Origin of the sequence: Methylibium sp. T29, assembly GCF_000576205.1 — a bacterium.
GTDB classification, from domain to species: domain Bacteria; phylum Pseudomonadota; class Gammaproteobacteria; order Burkholderiales; family Burkholderiaceae_C; genus Methylibium; species Methylibium petroleiphilum.
On sequence record NZ_AZND01000100.1, the window covers coordinates 1 to 12,643 of the forward strand.

Consider the following 12,643-nt stretch of genomic DNA (forward strand, 5'->3'; position numbering starts at 1 on the left):
CGGGAGCCGTGGCGGGCGGTGCCGTCGTCGAACAGCCGGCCAGCGCCAGCAACCCGCCCGCGCCGGCAAGCAGCAGCCGCCGCCGGTGCGATACGGACCAGTTGTCAGACATCAAAACGGCTCGATCCAAGATTCTTTATTCCTCTGGCGGATAAGCAACTCATTTATCTGTTGTTCGCATTTGCTCATGCGGTCCCTACAGTTCGACACTGCGGCATTTTTGCGGCGGCGCAACAGGCATACATGGACTTCATCGCGGTGTTGATCGGTTTCGGCGTAGGCGCCATTGTCGGCATGACCGGCGTCGGTGGCGGCTCGCTGATGACACCGCTGATGCTGGGCGTGTTCGGGCTGCCGCCGGCGGTGGCCATCGGGACCGATCTCTGGTTCGCCGGGCTGACCAAGATCTCGGGCTCCATCGCCCATTGGCGGCAGCAGCACATCGACCACGACATCCTGAAGCAGTTGCTGATGGGCAGCATCCCGGCGGCGCTGGCGACGATCGCCTGATGCACGCGACCGGCGTCACCAAGGCCTGGGCCAGCGCCCTGACGCTGGCGCTCGGCATCGCCCTGCTCATCACCGCGGTCACGGTGGCCTACCGGCAGGCCTGGCATGCGGTCGGCCTGAAGCTGGAGCGCTGGCTGCCGCAGGAGCGCAAGGCGGCCTGGACGGTGGCCTCGGGCGTCGTGCTGGGCGTGCTGGTCTCGCTGAGCTCGATCGGCGCCGGCGCGATCGGCGCCACCCTGATCCTGCTGCTGCACCCCCGGATCGAGACCCGCCGACTGGTCGGCACCGACATTGCCCACGCGGTGCCGCTGACGCTGGTCGCCGGCATCGGACACGCCACGCTCGGCCATGTGGACTGGCTCCTGCTGGTCACGCTGCTGGTCGGCTCGATCCCCGGCATCTGGATCGGTGCCCAGCTGACCCGCCAGCTGCCCGACCGGCTGGTTCGCGGCTTTCTCTGCACCGCGCTGGTCGCCGCCGGCGTGAAGGTCATTTACTGAACCACGATGGTTTGACAGACGAACGATGTACCAATACACCCCCTTCGACCGCGCCTTCGTGCACCAGCGCGCAGCGCAGTTTCGCGACCAGCTCGAGCGCAACCGCGCCGGCACGCTGGGTGACGACGAGTTCCGCCCCCTGCGCCTGCAGAACGGCTGGTACATCCAGCGCCATGCGCCGATGCTGCGCGTGGCGGTCCCCTACGGCGAACTCAGCAGCCGCCAGCTGCGCCAGCTGGCGCGCATTGCCCGCGAGTTCGACCGTGGCTATGCGCACTTCACCACGCGCCAGAACGTCCAGTACAACTGGATCCCGCTCGACCGGAGCGCCGACGTGATGGACCTGCTGGCCGACGTCGACATGCACGGCATCCAGACCAGCGGCAACTGCATCCGCAACACCACCAGCGATGCGCTGGCCGGCGTGGCACCGGACGAGATCGTCGACCCGCGGCCCTACTGCGAGATCCTGCGGCAGTGGACCACGCTGCACCCGGAGTTCGCCTTCCTGCCGCGCAAGTTCAAGATCGCCGTCACCGGCGCCACCGAGGATCGCGCCGCCACCGCCTGGCACGACATCGGCCTGCACCTGCACAAGAACGACGCCGGCGAGGTGGGCTTCCGCGTGCTGGTCGGCGGCGGCATGGGGCGCACGCCGATCCCCGGCGTGGTGATCCGCGAGTTCCTGCCCTGGCACCAGATCCTCGTCTTCATCGAGGCGATCGTGCGCGTCTACAACCGCTACGGCCGGCGCGACAACATGTACAAGGCGCGCATCAAGATCCTGGTCAAAGCCGAGGGCGAGCGCTTCATCGAACAGGTGGGCAAGGAGTTCGAGGCCATCCTGAGCCGCGACGTCGATGGCGACGCGCAACTGATCCCGCAGTCCGAGCTGGACCGCGTGTCCGCCTGCTTCGTGCTGCCCGAGGGCGTCGTCGCCCACGCGAGCGCCGGGGACGGTGCCCCGGCCGATGCCCCGTGGCCTACCGCAAGTGGCTGGAGCGCAACGTGCACGGCCACCGGCTCGCCGGCTATCGCGCGGTCACGCTGTCCGTCAAGCGCGCCGGCCAGGCGCCCGGCGACGCCACCGACACGCAGCTCGACCTGGCCGCCGACCTGGCCGACCGCTACTCGCACGGCGAGACGCGGGTCACGCACGACCAGAACCTGTTGTTGCCCTGGGTGCGCGAGGAAGACCTGTACGCGCTGTGGCAGGCCGCACGCGACGCCGCCTACGCCACGCCCAACATCGGGCTGCTGAGCGACATGATCGCCTGCCCCGGCGGCGACTTCTGCGGCCTGGCCAACGCGCGCTCGATCCCGGTGGCCGAGCAGATCACCGAGCGCTTTGCCGACATCGACGAGCTCTACGACATCGGCGACATCGACCTGCACATCAGCGGCTGCATCAACTCCTGCGGCCACCACCACAGCGGCCACATCGGCATCCTCGGCGTCGACAAGGACGGCGCCGAGTGGTACCAGGTCACGCTGGGCGGCTCCGACGGCTCGGCCTTGAGTGGCGGCCTGGCCTCGGCGGTGCCGGGCAAGGTGATCGGCCCGTCGTTCGCGGCCGATGAGGTGGCCGACGCCGTCGAGGCGGTGATCGAGACCTACCGCGGCCAGCGCGCCGCGAACGAGCGCTTCATCGACACCGTGCGGCGCGTCGGCCTCGAGCCCTTCAAGACCGCCGCCAACGCGGTGCGCCGCAGCACGGCGAAGGTGGCCGCATGAAATTCATCGACATCCATCGCGACGCATGGCGCACCGTCGGCGGCGAGGACGGCCCGATGGTCACCATCACGCCCGCCCCCAGCGCCTGCTGACGCTGACCCAATGGCACGGCGTGCGCAGCCAGTGGCCAGCCGACCTGCCGCTCGGCGTGATCCTGCCGAACGACGCCGACGTCGAGGCACTGGAAGGCGACCTGCCCCGCCTCGCGCTGGTGGCGCTGCAGTTCCCGAAGTGGGTGGACGGCCGTGCCTACACGCAGGCCCGCCTGCTGCGCTCGCGCTATCGCTTCACCGGCGAGGTGCGTGCCACCGGCGACGTGCTGGTGGACATGATGCCGCTGCTGGCCCGCACCGGCTTCGATGCCGTGGCGCTGCGCGGCGACCAGTCGGTCGAGGTGGCCGAGCGCGCGCTCGGCTTCTTCCGCGGCCATTACCAGGGCGACGCGCGCGACAACCACCCGCTGTTCGCGCTGCCGCCGGCCGCCGTCGAGGCCCTCGTCGCCGAACCGGTGCAGGAGTTCGTCGGCCAGGGAGCGGCGATATGAGCGCGATCGCGCTGTATGCGCGAGCCTCCGAAGGCTTCGAGGCGCGCGTCGCGCAAGCCGTGGAACGGCTGCGTGACGCGGCAGTTGAGCATGCCGGACGCATCGTGCAGGCCACCAGCCTCGGCGCGGAAGACATGGTGATCACCGACCTGATCGCGCGCCACGCGCTGCCGATCGCGATCGGCACGCTCGAGACCGGCAAGCTGCACGCCGAGACCAGCGCGCTGATCGACCGCATCGAGCAGCACTACGGCCTGGCGGTCGAGGTCTACCGCCCGAAGAACGAGGCGGTGATCGAGTTCGTGCGCACCAACGGCGAGGAGGCCATGTACCGGAGCCTCGCTTTGCGCAAGGGCTGCTGCGGCATCCGCAAGCTCGAGCCGCTGTCGCGCATGCTGGCCGAGCGCGGTGCCTGGATCACCGGCCTGCGCCGCGAGCAGTCCGACGCGCGCGGCGAGGTGCCGTTCCGCGACCACGACGACGCCGGCCGGCTGAAGCTCAACGCGCTGGCCGACTGGAGCTGGGCCGACGTGTGGCACTACATCGAACGCCACCAAGTGTCCTACAACCCGCTGCACGACCAGTTCATGCCCAGCATCGGCTGCGCACCCTGCACCCGTGCGATCGCGGTGGGCGAGCCCTTCCGCGCCGGCCGCTGGTGGTGGGAGGACGAGACCGCCAAGGAATGCGGCCTGCACGTCCACCAGGAAGCGGCCGTCGTCTCCGCGATCGGAGCTCCCCAATGAATGCGTCTCTCGACATGAACCAGTTGTTGCCCGAAATCGACCATCGTCATCTCGACGCGCTCGAAGAGGAAGCCATCTTCATCCTGCGCGAGGTGGCCGGCGCCTTCGAGCGCCCGGCCCTGCTGTTCTCGAGCGGCAAGGACTCCTGCGTCGTGCTGCGCCTGGCCGAGAAGGCCTTCAAGATGCGCAGGCAGGGCAATGAGTTCGAGGGCCGCCTGCCCTTCCCGCTGCTGCACGTCGACACCGGGCACAACTTCCCCGAAGTCATCGAATTCCGCGACCGCCGCATCGCCGAGATGGGCGAGCGCCTGGTCGTCGGCCACCTCGAGGACTCCATCCAGCGCGGCACGATCCGGCTGTCGCACCCGCTGGAGTCGCGCAACGGCCACCAGACCGTGACGCTGCTCGAGGCGATCGAGGAGCACCGCTTCGACTGCCTGATCGGCGGCGCCCGCCGCGACGAGGAGAAGGCGCGCGCCAAGGAACGCATCTTCAGCCACCGCGACAGCTTCGGCCAATGGCAGCCGAAGGAGCAGCGTCCGGAGCTCTGGAGCCTGTTCAACACGCGCATCAAGCCCGGCGAGCATTTCCGCGCCTTCCCGATCAGCAACTGGACCGAACTCGACGTGTGGCTCTACATCGCCCGCGAGAACATCCCGCTGCCGAACCTGTACTTCGCACACCAACGTCAGGTGATCCGCCGCAAGGGACTGCTGGTTCCGCTGACCGACGTGACGCCGCCCGAGGCCGGCGAGACCGTGGAGGAAGCGCTGGTGCGCTTCCGCACCGTCGGCGACATGACCTGCACCTGCCCGGTCGAGAGCCCGGCCGCGAACGCCGCCGAGATCGTGGCCGAAACGCTGACGGTCACCATCAGCGAGCGCGGCGCGACCCGCATGGACGACCGCACCTCGGACGCTTCGATGGAGCGGCGCAAGAAGGAAGGCTATTTCTGAACACCATGAATGACGATCTCCAGCACCACGCGCTGCGCTTCCTGACAGCCGGCTCCGTCGACGACGGCAAGAGCACGCTGATCGGCCGCCTGCTGTACGACAGCCGCGCGATCCTGGCCGACCAGCTCGACGCGCTGGAGAAGCGCGCCGCCGGCAGCGCGATCGATCTGTCGCTGCTGACCGACGGGCTCGAGGCCGAACGCGAACAGGGCATCACGATCGACGTGGCCTACCGCTACTTCGCCACGCGCCAGCGCAAGTTCATCATTGCCGACGCGCCGGGTCACGAGCAGTACACCCGCAACATGGTCACCGCCGCCGCCGGCAGCGACGCAGCGGTGGTGCTGGTCGACATCACCAAGCTCGACTGGCGCTCGAAGCCGGTGCAGCTGCTCCCGCAGACGCGCCGCCACTCGCTGCTCGCGCAGCTGCTGCGCGTGCCGAGCATCGTGTTCGCGATCAACAAGCTCGACGCGATCGACGCCGACGCCGAGGAGGCCTTCGGCGCAGTGAGCGAGGCTCTGAACCAGTTCGCCGGCCAGGCCGGCATCGTGCCGGCAGGCATCGTGCCGGTCTCGGCGCTGCGCGGCGACAACGCCACGGTGCGTTCGGCCGTCTGGCATTGGTACAGCGGCCCCACGTTGCTGGAGCTGCTGCACACGCTGCCAGCCACCGACGAACGCCACGACGGCGCACTGCTGATCCCGGTGCAATACGTCGCCAAGCAGGGCGAACAGGGCACCGGCCATCAGCCGCGCACGGCGTGGGGTCGCATCGCCCACGGCAGCGTGCGCGCCGGCGACACGGTGCAGGTGTTCCCGAGCGGCCAGACCGCCGTCGTGGCCGAGGTGCGCCATGCCGGCGCGGTGGTCGATGCCTGCGAAGCCGGTCAGTCGGCGGGCCTGGTGCTCGACCGCCAGCTCGACATCTCGCGCGGCGACTGGATCGCCAGTGCCGCGCCGCTGCAGACGACGCAGCAATTCGCCGCCACGCTGGCCTGGCTCGACACCGAGCCGGCGCAGGTCGGCCGCAAGTACTGGCTGCGCCACGGGCATCGCTGGGTGCAGGCGCGCATCACGGCCATCGACAGCCGGCGCGACATCCATACGCTGGAAGACACCGACGCGCACGAACTCGCCGTCAACGAGATCGGCCAGGTGCAGATCGAGGCGCAGGCGCCGCTGCCGGTGGAGGCCTATGCGGCCAATCGCATCGGCGGTGCGCTGATCATCGTCGACCCGGCCAGCAACCGCACCAGCGGCGCGCTGCTGGTCGCCGCGGCGGCCTGACGTGGCCGATGTGATGGACAACGGCCTCCCGCCCGTCGTCTTCATCGGGGCCGGCCCGGGTGCAGCGGACCTGATCACCGTGCGCGGCGCGCGCCGCCTGGCTGCGGCCGAAGTGGTGCTGTTCGACGCGCTCACCGATCCGGCCCTGCGCGAACTGGCGCCGCAGGCGCGCTGGGTCGACGTCGGCAAGCGCGGCTTCTGCCATGCGACCGGCCAGACACGCATCAACGCCCTGCTGGTCAAGTTCGCTGGCCAGGGCCTGCGCGTCGTGCGTCTCAAGGGCGGTGACCCCAGCGTGTTCGGCCGCCTGGAGGAGGAGCTGCTAGCGCTGGCGGCCGAGGGGCTGACGGCGGAGGTGGTGCCCGGCGTCACCGCCGCCATGGCCGCTGCGGCGGCAATGCAACGCCCCTTGACGCGCCGCGGCAGCGGCCGCAGCGTCAGCCTCAGCACGGCCATGACGCGTGCCGGCGAGTTGCTGGCGACCCGCAGCGCCGACACGGAAGTGTTCTACATGGCGGGACGCCAGCTTGCCGCGCTGGCCCGCCGCCTGCGAGATGCCGGCTGGCCGGCGGAGACCCCGGTCTGCGTGGTCTCGCGCGCCGGCTGTACCGACCAGTTGAGCAGCGATCATCGGGTCGCCACGCTGGCGGAAGCCAGCGTGCTGCACAGCGGCCGACCCGCCGTGGTGACGGTCGGTGTCGGGGCCGCGGCCCTGCCGCATGTCGCCGCGCGGCAGGCCCTGCGGACGCGAGACCCCGCCTGCGTCCCGGCGACCCGTTCCGTGAAAACCCCGAACCCTTAAAATTGTGTGCTTTGCGTCGTTCGACGCCGTCCCTCACCCACCCCGAACCGCCATGACCCACGTCGTCACCGAAGCCTGCATCCGCTGCAAATACACCGACTGCGTCGACGTCTGCCCGGTGGATTGCTTCCGCGAAGGCCCGAATTTCCTGGTGATCGACCCCGACGAGTGCATCGACTGCGCCGTCTGCATCCCCGAGTGCCCGGTCAATGCGATCCTGCCCGAGGAAGACGTGCCCGGCGACCAGCAGCAGTTCATCGCGATCAACGTCGAGCTGTCGAAGAAGTGGCCGAGCATCACGAAGCGCAAAGCCGCCCTGCCCGATGCCGACGACTGGAAAGACCGTACCGACAAGCTCGGCGAACTGATCCGCTGACCGAATCCACCTTGCCTTTCCTCATGGACCCGCAAATCAACCCCGCCATCACCGCCACCGCGAACAGCCACGACGGCCCGATCGAGACCGACGCGGTCATCGTCGGTGCCGGCCCGGTCGGCCTGTTCCAGGTGTTCGAGCTCGGCCTGCTCGAGATCAAGGCCCACATCATCGACTCGCTCGCCTACCCGGGCGGTCAGTGCATCGAGCTCTATCCGGACAAGCCGATCTACGACATTCCCGCGGTGCCGGTGTGCACCGGCAAGGAACTCACCGACAACCTGCTCAAGCAGATCGAGCCCTTCGGTGCCACCTTCCACCTGGGCCAGGAAGTCACGCTGGTGAACAAGCGCGACGACGGTCGCTTCGACCTCGAGACCAGCAAGGGCACGCGCTTCATCACCAAGACCATCTTCATCGCCGGCGGCGTGGGCTCGTTCCAGCCGCGGCTGCTGAAAGTCGACGGGCTCGACCAGTTCGACAGCAGTCAGCTGCACTATCGCGTGCGCAACCCGAGCGCCTTCGCCGGCAAGAACCTGGTGATCGTGGGCGGCGGTGATTCGGCGCTCGACTGGACGCTGAACTTCGTCCAGGACGGCCCGAACAAGGCCGAGAGCGTGATCCTCGTGCACCGCCGCGACGGCTTCAAGGCCGCGCCAGCCTCGGTCGCGAAGATGAAGGAACTGTGCGACGCCTACGAGATGCAGTTCATCGTCGGCCAGGTCACCGGTTTCGAAGCGGCCGAAGGCCAGCTCCGCAGCGTGAAGGTGACCGGCGGCGACGGCGTGACCCGCGTGGTGCCGCTCGACATGCTGCTGGTGTTCTTCGGCCTGAGCCCCAAGCTGGGCCCGATCGCCGAGTGGGGCCTGAACATCGAGCGCAAGCAGGTCGTGGTCGACACCGAGAAGTTCGAGACCAACGTCCCGGGCATCTTCGCGGTTGGCGACATCAACGTCTACCCGGGCAAGAAGAAGCTCATCCTCTCGGGCTTCCATGAGGCCGCGCTCGCCGCTTTCGGCGCCGCGCCCTACATCTTCCCCGAGAAGCGCATCCACCTGCAGTACACCACCACCAGCCCGAAGCTCCACAAGGTGCTGGGCGTGGAAACGCCGGTGTTCGACTGAGCGCGGCACGTCGCGTCGTGAACGGAGCCCGCCGCGTGCGGGCTCCTTCTTTTTGGGCGTGCGCGCTACAGCCGGTGATCCGCACGTCATAATCCGTACGTGTCGCGCAGCACCGCGCGACACCAGCTAGGGGTGTTGACCCGCTCTCGCAAGAGGCCCGGGCTCGACTGAGAAAGTCCCTTCGAACCTGATTGAGGTAATCCTCGCGCAGGGAAGCGATCTTCGGTGTGCCTCGCCCCGCCCTGCGGGTGCGTCCACCTTGCGGAACCGCCGCCCTGCCGTCGCATTGGAAGCACGATGCAACGTCTCGACCGTTCACTCTCACCCACGTGGCACTCGCCACGCTGGCCAGCACCGCAACTGCCCAGGCGGCCGACGACACGGCGACGTCCCTGCCCACGGTCAGCATCTCGGCGCCCCGCGAAAGCAACCGCGCCGAACTCACCGGCTTCGGCGACATCCCGCTGACGCGCAGCCCGCTGCAGGCGCGCGTGATCGGCGAGGAGCAACTCAAGGACACGGGCGCGCAGAACCTGCGCGCGCTGACCAGCCAGGACGCCAGCGTCAGCGACGCCTACAACAGCGTGGGCTACTGGGACTCGCTCACGGTGCGCGGCTATGTGCTCGACCAGCGCTACAACTACCGCCGCGACGGGCTGCCGATCAACGCCGAGACCGCCATCGCCCTGGACAACAAGGCGCGCATCGAACTGTTGAAGGGCACCAGCGGCATCCAGGCCGGCACCAGCGCGCCGGGCGGCCTGGCGAACCTGGTCGTCAAGCGGCCCGATGCCGACGTGCGCAGCGCCACGCTGGCCTGGCGCGGCGCGAACAGCGTGCTCGGCGCGGTGGATCTGGCCACCCGCTTCGGCAACGACCGGGCCTTCGGCGTGCGCGTCAACGTTGCGGCCGAGCACCTCGACCCCGAATTGCGTGCCGCGAAGGGCAAGCGCCACCTGTTCGCGCTGGCGGGCGACTGGCGCCCCACGCCCGACACCCTGATCGAGGCTGAAGTCGAGACCAGCCGCCGCTCGCAGCCCAGCCAGCCGGCCTTCAGCCTGCTCGGCGATCGCGTGCCCAGCGCGAACCGCATCGATCCGCGCATCAACCTGAACAACCAGCCGTGGTCGCAGCCGGTGGTACTGGAAGGACAGACCGCCAGCCTGCGCCTGACGCAGCGCTTGAACGCCGACTGGAGCGCCAAGGCGCACTACGGCACGCAGCGGCTCCACACGGACGACCGCCTGGCCTTCCCCTACGGCTGCGACGCCGAGGGCAACTATGACCGCTACTGCAGCGATGGCAGCTTCGACCTCTACGACTTCCGCAGCGAGAACGAGCGCCGCGTCACCAACGCGCTCGATCTGTCGCTGCAGGGCCGGTTCGCCACCGCGGGCCTGGCTCACCAGCTGACCGCCGGGGTGCTGTTCTCGCGCTTCAAGGCGCGTTTCGAGCAGCAGATCTACACCTACGCCGGCGTGGGCAGCATCGACGGCAGCGCCGTCACGCCGCCAGGGCCCGCGATCCTGAGCGACAACACGGATCGCACGGAGCGCAACACCGAGCTCTACCTGCGCGACGTGATCCAGCTCACCCCCGCCCTCAGCACCTGGCTCGGCCTGCGCCACACGCGCCTGCACCGCGACGCCGTCACCACCTCGGACACCGAAGCCACCGGCTACGGCCAGAACGTCACCACGCCGTGGATCGCGTTCAATTACGAGTGGCGGCCCGGGCTGATGAGCTACGTGAGCTGGGGCCAGGGCATCGAATCGCAGGTCGTGCCGAACCGGCCGCTCAGCTACAGCAACCCCGGGCAAGCGCTTCCCGCGCTGAAGAGCCGGCAACTGGAGTTCGGCCTCAAGGGCCGCACCGACGCACTGGACTGGAACCTGACCGCCTTCGACATCGACCGGCCGGTCTACGCGCGCGACGACAGCGTGGTACCGAGTCCGCTTCGATCCGATGGCAGCGCACGGCATCGCGGCCTGGAAGCCGGCATCGAGGCCCGAACGGGGGCGTGGACCTGGGTCGCCAGCGCCATGCTGCTGCATGCCGAGCGAACCGACAGCGCCGACCCTGCGGTCGATGGGCAGCGCCCGCCCAACGTGCCCGAGCGCGTGTTCAAGCTGCAGACCCAGTACGCGGTGGCCGGCTGGGCCGGGCTGAGCCTGCAGGGCGGCATCGTCGCCGAGAGCGACCGCACGCTGCTGCCGGACGACGGCGCGACGCGCATCCCCGGCTGGGCACGCGTCGACCTGGGAGCGCGCTACGCCCAGAAGATCGACACACGCACGCTGGTGTGGCGCATCGGCGTCGACAACGTCCTCGACCGACGCGCCTGGCAGGAATCGCCCTACCAGTTCGAACACGCCTACCTCTACCCCATGGCACCGCGCACCTGGCGCGTCTCGCTCAGCGCGGACTTGTGAGCGCGACAGCGAAGCCGCTATAATCTGCGGCTCAATTCCTCGATAGCTCAGTCGGTAGAGCGCCGGACTGTTAATCCGTAGGTCCCTGGTTCGAGCCCAGGTCGGGGAGCCAAGAAGTGTGGGGGTTAGCCGGTAAGTGCCTGCTAACCCCTTTTGCTTTAGTAGGCGGGTAGTAGGCAAGTGACGCTTGTTCGCACTACGCGCTTGCTCAAAATGGAGATCGCGATGTTTAGTCCCGATTCGCCGCTAAAGCGACTTCCCCCGAACTCCAATCGCAAGCTGTTGATTTGCCTCGATAGCTTTTGTCACTCTGCGCAGATCTGCGAGCTTGCTTACGGGCGGCTCTATCGTCAGCTGACGAAACTCGCACTCACCAAAGAGACGCAACTGCATCCTTGGGTCATCCCCGAGGCATTCATGCACGCGTGGGCAATCGTCGACGAACTTCACCGACTTGATGGACTGCTTAAGGCGACTCCCGGATTGGTTGTCACCCTACCACCTGGTGAGCCGAGCTTTACTGAACAGATCGAGTCAATCACATTGATGCGCAATGTGGTCGATCATCTGAACCGGACGGTGGATCTAGTGGTCGCATCCAAATTGCCTGCATTGGGGAAGTTGAATTGGATCACTGTCGCCGACAGCGGTAGTGATCGTTACGTGTGCGGAGTCCTTGTTCCCGGGACGGTGACGTACGACTCGAAGGGTGGCTACAAGCCAGTACGGCCACGAACAGAAATCGGTCCAAGCGATCACATAACCTTGTCTGTAGGCAAGCACAGCGCGTCACTTACCGATGCGATGGGGCACTGTCGAAGGTCGTACGGCTAACTGAGGATGGGCTGAATCGTGCGTTTGCTGAGCCGGGCGGGGACGCTCCAATGGGCAAGGATATTCTGATTCGCGCATACATCGATGGCGACGGGAAGAGTGAAGAGGCGGACATAGTCTGTGTCCCTGCTGTCATTCGTCATGCAACCTAAAGCTTGACGAATGGGCAGCGAGGACCGCTACCGCCCCGTCACCAGCCCCTGCAGCGTCACCTCGTCCCGCTCGCCATTAGCGGGGTGCCCTGCCGCCGGATCTGCGGCCCGATGTGAAGTCCGGTGAGCACTCAGACAGTTGGCGCGGCTCGAGCCTCTACAATCGAGGTGTCAGCGAAATGCCGCTGGAAGTTCTGTCCCGGTTGTGCCGTGTCAATGTCGGCCGCGAGGTCGTCAAGTACGAGAGGTGGAAATCGGTGCCACCCCCTCCGGGTTCGGTCAACAAGACCCCCTCGCTTCGCGGCCTGGGGGTTTTGTTCTTCTTGGACAGCCGCGCACGTAGCTATCGGTGCCGCCGGCCCTTTGACTTGTTGGCTCGGTCTGCTGCCTCATTGATCTTCGCGAGGGCCTCGGCGCTGATGCCGTGTGGCTCATCGCGACCGAGTTGGCCCGCGTGGAAGCGCGGCGTGGCCGACCTCGGATCGAACACCGGCACGGCCCCAGCGTGGTGGTACATCACGCCGCACCAGAAGCACTTCACGAACTCTGTCTCGTAGCTTCGGCCGTCGGGTCGCTTGACCGTGACACGCGTGCACCGGGTGGATTCGCAGGCGGTGCAGCTGAAGGTCTCTTTGCCATCGACT

The 12,643-nt window shown here is 67.8% G+C and carries 10 protein-coding genes, 1 tRNA gene, 2 pseudogenes and 1 riboswitch; of the genes and pseudogenes, 12 read left to right on the forward strand and 1 reads right to left on the reverse strand.

Translation table 11 applies throughout. The annotated features are described in order from the left end of the window. The first annotated feature begins 243 nt into the window (after positions 1 to 243). The 12 genes and pseudogenes from x551_RS12695 (at position 244) to x551_RS25245 (ending at position 11,847) form a co-directional block, all read left to right on the forward strand. Positions 244 to 1,010: pseudogene (locus x551_RS12695) on the forward strand (sulfite exporter TauE/SafE family protein). 25 nt (positions 1,011 to 1,035) lie between these two features. Further along, positions 1,036 to 2,744 (forward strand): annotated as a pseudogene (locus tag x551_RS12700) (nitrite/sulfite reductase). Between the two features lie 112 nt (positions 2,745 to 2,856). Further along, on the forward strand, positions 2,857 to 3,288 hold the full coding sequence (locus x551_RS23515; protein ID WP_253950370.1) for a DUF934 domain-containing protein: 432 nt from the start codon (positions 2,857 to 2,859) through the stop codon (positions 3,286 to 3,288). Then, positions 3,285 to 4,034: a phosphoadenylyl-sulfate reductase gene (locus x551_RS12710; protein WP_036231777.1), complete on the forward strand. Its 750-nt coding sequence runs from the start codon at positions 3,285 to 3,287 to the stop codon at positions 4,032 to 4,034. Before x551_RS23515 ends, x551_RS12710 begins: the two co-directional genes overlap by 4 nt. Then, positions 4,031 to 4,990, forward strand: coding sequence for a sulfate adenylyltransferase subunit CysD (gene cysD / locus x551_RS12715; RefSeq protein ID WP_011829099.1), 960 nt, complete (start codon positions 4,031 to 4,033; stop codon positions 4,988 to 4,990). Before x551_RS12710 ends, cysD begins: the two co-directional genes overlap by 4 nt. 5 nt (positions 4,991 to 4,995) lie before the next feature. Further along, positions 4,996 to 6,279, forward strand: a complete 1,284-nt coding sequence (locus x551_RS12720) for a GTP-binding protein (RefSeq protein WP_036231775.1) — start codon at positions 4,996 to 4,998, stop codon at positions 6,277 to 6,279. Between the two features lie 13 nt (positions 6,280 to 6,292). After that, on the forward strand, positions 6,293 to 7,081 hold the full coding sequence (cobA, locus tag x551_RS12725; RefSeq protein WP_036231796.1) for a uroporphyrinogen-III C-methyltransferase: 789 nt from the start codon (positions 6,293 to 6,295) through the stop codon (positions 7,079 to 7,081). Positions 7,082 to 7,133: 52 nt separating this feature from the next. Beyond that, positions 7,134 to 7,457 (forward strand): ferredoxin FdxA, encoded by a 324-nt coding sequence (gene fdxA, locus x551_RS12730; RefSeq protein WP_036231773.1) that lies wholly within the window; start codon positions 7,134 to 7,136, stop codon positions 7,455 to 7,457. A 23-nt stretch (positions 7,458 to 7,480) separates the two neighbouring features. Continuing rightward, a complete protein-coding gene (locus x551_RS12735; RefSeq protein ID WP_036231771.1) occupies positions 7,481 to 8,581 on the forward strand; it encodes an NAD(P)/FAD-dependent oxidoreductase in 1,101 nt (366 codons plus the stop codon). A 118-nt stretch (positions 8,582 to 8,699) separates the two neighbouring features. Continuing rightward, positions 8,700 to 8,812, forward strand: a riboswitch (TPP riboswitch). 98 nt (positions 8,813 to 8,910) lie between these two features. Beyond that, positions 8,911 to 11,013 carry a TonB-dependent siderophore receptor gene (locus x551_RS12740; RefSeq protein ID WP_231497611.1) on the forward strand — a complete coding sequence of 701 codons (2,103 nt, stop codon included), beginning with the start codon at positions 8,911 to 8,913 and terminating at the stop codon, positions 11,011 to 11,013. Positions 11,014 to 11,049: 36 nt separating this feature from the next. Next, a tRNA-Asn gene (locus x551_RS12745) sits at positions 11,050 to 11,125 on the forward strand. Between the two features lie 113 nt (positions 11,126 to 11,238). Beyond that, entirely contained in the window at positions 11,239 to 11,847 is a 609-nt protein-coding gene (locus x551_RS25245; RefSeq protein WP_152543505.1) for a hypothetical protein, read from the forward strand. Positions 11,848 to 12,342: 495 nt separating this feature from the next. Here the strand turns inward: x551_RS25245 and x551_RS26480 are convergent. Next, positions 12,343 to 12,643 (reverse strand): hypothetical protein (locus tag x551_RS26480; protein ID WP_036248799.1); only part of this gene is annotated, 301 nt, incomplete at its 5' end.

Coding starts and splice junctions, on each gene's coding strand:
- x551_RS12735 (WP_036231771.1), top strand. CDS start 7,481: ATGGACCCGCAAATCAACCCCGCCATCACCGCCACCGCGAACAGCCAC.
- x551_RS12720 (WP_036231775.1), top strand. CDS start 4,996: ATGAATGACGATCTCCAGCACCACGCGCTGCGCTTCCTGACAGCCGGC.
- cobA (WP_036231796.1), top strand. CDS start 6,293: ATGGACAACGGCCTCCCGCCCGTCGTCTTCATCGGGGCCGGCCCGGGT.
- x551_RS25245 (WP_152543505.1), top strand. CDS start 11,239: ATGTTTAGTCCCGATTCGCCGCTAAAGCGACTTCCCCCGAACTCCAAT.
- cysD (WP_011829099.1), top strand. CDS start 4,031: ATGAATGCGTCTCTCGACATGAACCAGTTGTTGCCCGAAATCGACCAT.
- x551_RS12710 (WP_036231777.1), top strand. CDS start 3,285: ATGAGCGCGATCGCGCTGTATGCGCGAGCCTCCGAAGGCTTCGAGGCG.
- fdxA (WP_036231773.1), top strand. CDS start 7,134: ATGACCCACGTCGTCACCGAAGCCTGCATCCGCTGCAAATACACCGAC.